Raw genomic sequence first — 5,211 nt, forward strand, 5'->3', positions numbered from 1 at the left:
TTGAAGTATTTGGCCTCGGGGTGGTGGACGACGATGGCGTCGGTGGACTGTTCGGGATGGAGCTGGAACTCCTCGGACAGCTTCACCCCGATCCGCTCGGGCCGGAGCAGCTCGGCGATCTTGGCGCGGTCGGCCAGCTCCGGACACGCCCCGTACCCCAGCGAGAACCGCGCCCCGCGGTATTTGAGGGCGAACATGTCCTCGATCGCGTCGGGGTCGTCGCCGGCGAAACCGAGCTCGGCACGGACCCGGGCGTGCCAGTACTCGGCCAGCGCCTCGGCCAGCTGCACCGACAGGCCGTGCAGCTCCAGATAGTCGCGGTAGGCGTTGGCGGCGAACAGCTCGGCGGTGGCCTGGCCGATGCGGGAGCCGACGGTGACCACCTGCAGGCCCACCACGTCCGTCTGACCGGACTCCTTGGGGCGGAAGAAGTCCGCCAGGCACAGCCGGCGCCCGCGGCGCTGGCGGGGGAAGGTGAACCGGCACCGCTCGGCACCGTCCTCACCGAGGACCACCAGGTCGTCGCCCTCGGCGTGGCAGGGGAAGTAGCCGTAGACCACCGCGGCCTCCAGCAGGCTGTCGGTGTGCAGCCGCTCCAGCCAGCCCCGCAGCCGCGGCCGGCCCTCGGCCTCGACCAGCTCCCGGTAGGAGGGCCCGTCCCCGGTGCGCGGCGCCTTCAGCCCCCACTGCCCCTTGAACAACGCGTCCTCGTCCAGCCAGGACGCGTACTCCTTGAGCGGAATGCCCTTGACCACCCGCGTGCCGTAGAAGGGCGGGGTGGGCACCGGATGGTCGGTGGCCACGTCCGAGCGCACCGGCCCGCCCGGCTCCGGCTCGGCCACCTGGGCGGCCGCCGCCTTGACCCGCCGCTGCCGCAGCTCGGGCAGCTTCGCCCCCGGCACACCACGCTTGACACCCATCAGCGCGTCCATCAGCCGCAGCCCCTCGAAGGCGTCCCGGGCGTAGCGGACCTCCCCGTCGTAGAGGGCGTGCAGGTCCTGCTCGACGTAGGCGCGGGTCAGCGCGGCCCCGCCCAGGATCACCGGATACTTCCCGGCCAGGGAACGGGCGTTGAGCTCCTGCAGATTCTCCTTCATGATCACGGTGGACTTCACCAGCAGCCCGGACATGCCGATCACATCCGCGGCGTGCTCCTCGGCCGCCTCCACGATCGCCGACACCGGCTGCTTGATCCCGAGGTTGACCACCGTGTAGCCGTTGTTGGACAAGATGATGTCCACCAGGTTCTTGCCGATGTCGTGCACGTCTCCGCGCACCGTGGCCAACACGATGGTGCCCTTGCCCGCCGCGCCCTCGACCCGCTCCATGTGCGGCTCCAGATGGGCCACGGCCGTCTTCATCACCTCCGCCGACTGCAGCACGAACGGCAGCTGCATCTGCCCGGAGCCGAACAGCTCCCCGACCACCTTCATGCCCGCCAGCAGGGTGTCGTTGACGATGTCCAGCGCCGGACGCTCGGTGAGGGCCTCATCCAGATCGGCCTCCAGACCGCCCCGCTCCCCGTCGATGATCCGCCGCTTGAGCCGCTCCTCCAGCGGCAGCGCCGCCAGCTCCTCGGCCCGGGAGGCCTGCACACTCCTGGTGTCCACGCCCTCGAACAGTTCCAGGAACCGCTGCAGCGGGTCATAGCCCTCCGCCCGCCGGTCATAGATCAGATCCAGCGCCACCCGCACCTGCTCGGCGGGAATCCGCGCGATGGGCAGGATCTTGGCCGCGTGCACGATCGCCGAGTCCAGCCCGGCCTTGACGCACTCGTCCAGGAACACGGAGTTGAGCACCATCCGCGCGGCCGGATTCAGACCGAAGGAGATGTTCGACAGCCCCAGCGTGGTCTGCACCCGCGGATGCCGCCGCTTGAGCTCACCGATCGCCTCGATCGTGGCCACCCCGTCCCGGCGGGACTCCTCGGTACCGGTACAGATGGTGAACGTCAGGCAGTCGATGAGGATGTCCTCCTCCCGGATACCCCACCTGCCCGTCAGATCCGCGATCAGCCGCTCGGCCACGGCCACCTTCTGCCCGGCCGTACGCGCCTGCCCCTCCTCATCGATGGTCAACGCGATCAGCGCCGCCCCGTGCTCGGCCGCCAGCGCCGTGATCCGCGCGAACCGGGAGCCGGGCCCGTCACCGTCCTCGTAGTTCACACTGTTGATCACCGCCCGGCCGCCCAGCTTCTCCAGCCCCGCCGCGATCACGGCCGGCTCGGTGGAGTCCAGCACCACCGGCAGCGTGGAGGCCGTCGCCAGCCGCCCGGCCAGCTCGGCCATGTCCGCCACCCCGTCACGGCCCACATAGTCCACACACAGATCCAGCAGGTGCGCGCCCTCGCGGATCTGCTCCCGCGCGATCTCCACGCAGTCCTCCCACCGCCCTTCCAGCATGGCGGTGCGGAACTTCTTCGACCCGTTGGCGTTGGTGCGCTCCCCGATCGCCAGATACGAGGTGTCCTGCCTAAACGGCACCGCCTGGTACAGCGACGCCGCCCCCGGCTCCGGCCGCACCTCCCGCCCCGCCGGCACCACTCCCCGCACCCGCTCGACCACCTGCCGCAGATGCTCCGGCGTCGTCCCGCAGCACCCACCCACCAGCGACAGCCCGTACTCGGCCACGAACGACTCCTGCGCATCCGCCAGCTCACCCGGCGTGAGCGGATAGCGCGCACCGTCGGCGGTCAGCTCCGGCAGCCCCGCGTTCGGCATACAGGACAGCGGGATGCGGGAGTGCCGCGCGAGGTAGCGCAGATGCTCGCTCATCTCCGCCGGACCGGTGGCACAGTTGAGCCCGATCATGTCGATGCCCAGCGGCTCCAGCGCCGTCAGAGCCGCACCGATCTCACTGCCCAGCAGCATCGTGCCGGTCGTCTCCACCGTCACCGAGCAGATCACCGGCACCGACCACCCGGCCGCATCCAGCGCCCGCCGCGCCCCCAGCACCGCCGCCTTGGTCTGCAGCAGGTCCTGGGTCGTCTCCACCAGCAGCGCGTCCGCACCCCCCGCCAGCAAACCCTCGGCATTGGCCTGATAGGCGTCCCGCAGCGTGCGGTACTCGACATGGCCCAGGGTGGGCAGCTTGGTACCCGGCCCCATCGCCCCCAGCACCCACCGCTGCCGCCCCGTGTCCCGCGTGAAGGCGTCGGCCACCTCCCGCGCCACCCGCGCCCCGGCCTCGGACAACTCCTCCACCCGGCCGGCGATGTCGTACTCCGCCAGCGCCGCGAAGTTGGCACCGAAGGTGTTGGTCTCCACACAGTCCACCCCCACCGCCAGATACGCCTCGTGCACCGAGGCCACGATGTCGGGGCGGGTGACGTTGAGAACCTCGTTACAGCCCTCCAACTGCTGGAAGTCCTCCAGCGACGGATCGGCCGCCTGCAGCATCGTGCCCATCGCCCCGTCCGCCACCACCACCCGCGAGGACAACGCCTCACGCAGCAGCTGGGCCCTCGGTCCGGCCGCGGTCACGGCAGCTCCCTCAGGTGCGGGACGACCCGGGCCGCCGCCGGTACTCCGTAGGACGTGCGCATCCTGGAAAGGAGAGGCTCGCGGTACAGCCGGTACTCCTGCGTGCCGATGTAGTCGAGGACCGTCGCGGCGACGGTGCAGCCGAACTGCGCCGCGACCTCGCGCGGGAGGTTCCAGGACAGGGCCGCGACGAATCCCGCCCTGAAGGCGTCGCCGACGCCTGTCGGATCGACGACACCCTCGACCGGTACCGCCGGGATCCCGGTGTCCGGCCGGCCCTTCTGCCGGAGGCGGACGCCCGAGTCGCCCAGGGTCGTGACCCAGCACCCGACGCGGTCGAGGATCTGGGACGTGCTCCAGCCGGAGCGCTCCTGGAGCAGCGCGGCCTCGTACTCGTTGCCGAAGAGCCAGCGTGCGCCCTCGAGGAGCCGTCGGACCTCTTTCCGCTCCAGTCTGGCCAGTTGCTGGGAGGGGTCGGCCGCGAAGGGGATGTTCAGGGCCCGGCACGCGTCGGTGTGCCGGATCATCGCTTCGGGGTCGTCGGGTGAGACCACGACGAGGTCGAGGCGGCCCACGCGGGCGACCACCCGGCGCAGGTCGATGGTGCGCGCCTCCGCCATGGCACCCGCGTAGAAGGTGGCGATCTGGTTCTGCGCCCGGTCGGTCGTGCAGACGAACCGGGCCGTGTGGCGGCTCTCGCTGATGTGCACCGAGTCGGTGTCGATTCCGTGTTCCTTGAGATGGAGGCGGTAGGGCTCGAAGTCGCCGCCTGCCGCGCCGACGAGCACGGGACGCAGGCCCAGCAGTCCCAGTCCGTAGCAGATGTTCGCGGCCACTCCCCCGCGGCGGACTTCGAGCCGGTCGGCCAGGAAGGACAGCGAGACCCGTTCCAGCCGTTCGGCCAGGAGTTGGTCGGTGAAGACCCCGGGGAAGGTGAGCAGGTGGTCTGTGGCGATCGAACCGGTTACAGCTGTTCGCACGGCGCTGTCCCCCTTTTCCGTCAGTTCCGTCAGTTCTGTCAGTTCCGGCAGCCGGCCGCGGTACGCAGCCGCTGGGCACGGTCGGTGCGCTCCCAGGTGAAGTCGTCCAGTTCCCGGCCGAAGTGCCCGTAGGCGGCCGTGGCGGCGTAGATCGGGCGCAGCAGGTCCAGGTCCCGGATGATGGCGGCCGGGCGCAGGTCGAACACCTCGGAGATGGCCTGCTCGATCCGCCCGGGGTCCACGGTGGCCGTGCCGAAGGTCTCCACGAACAGGCCCACCGGCTCGGCCTTGCCGATGGCGTAGGCCACCTGCACCTCGCAGCGGGCGGCCAGCCCCGCGGCCACCACGTTCTTGGCCACCCAGCGCATGGCGTAGGCCGCCGAGCGGTCCACCTTGGAGGGGTCCTTGCCGGAGAAGGCGCCGCCGCCGTGGCGGGCCATGCCGCCGTAGGTGTCGATGATGATCTTGCGGCCGGTCAGGCCCGCGTCCCCCATCGGGCCGCCGATCTCGAACCGGCCCGTGGGGTTGACCAGCAGCCGGTACCCGTCGGTGTCCAGCTTGACGCCGCTCCGGGCGAGAGCGGTCAGCTCCGGCTCGACGACGAACTCGCGGATGTCCGGGGCCAGCAGCGCGCCGACGTCGATGTCGGAGGCGTGCTGGGAGGAGACCACCACGGTGTCCAGCCGCACCGCCTTGTCCCCGTCGTACTCGACGGTCACCTGCGTCTTGCCGTCCGGGCGCAGGTAGGG

General features: G+C 70.8%; 3 protein-coding genes. All 3 read right to left on the bottom strand.

Going from position 1 to position 5,211, the window contains the following annotated elements; genetic code table 11:
* A partial coding sequence (metH, locus tag CUT83_RS10385; RefSeq protein WP_101255573.1) for a methionine synthase occupies positions 1–3,482 on the bottom strand: 3,482 nt, incomplete at its 3' end.
* Entirely contained in the window at positions 3,479–4,462 is a 984-nt protein-coding gene (locus CUT83_RS10390; RefSeq protein WP_101255574.1) for a carbohydrate kinase family protein, read from the bottom strand. The genes metH and CUT83_RS10390, both read right to left, overlap by 4 nt.
* Positions 4,463–4,500: 38 nt before the next feature.
* Positions 4,501–5,211, bottom strand: a 711-nt coding sequence (gene metK, locus CUT83_RS10395) for a methionine adenosyltransferase (protein WP_101255575.1), incomplete at its 5' end; no start/stop codon positions are given.

This window comes from Streptomyces barkulensis (assembly GCF_002843305.1).
Lineage (GTDB): Bacteria > Actinomycetota > Actinomycetes > Streptomycetales > Streptomycetaceae > Streptomyces > Streptomyces barkulensis.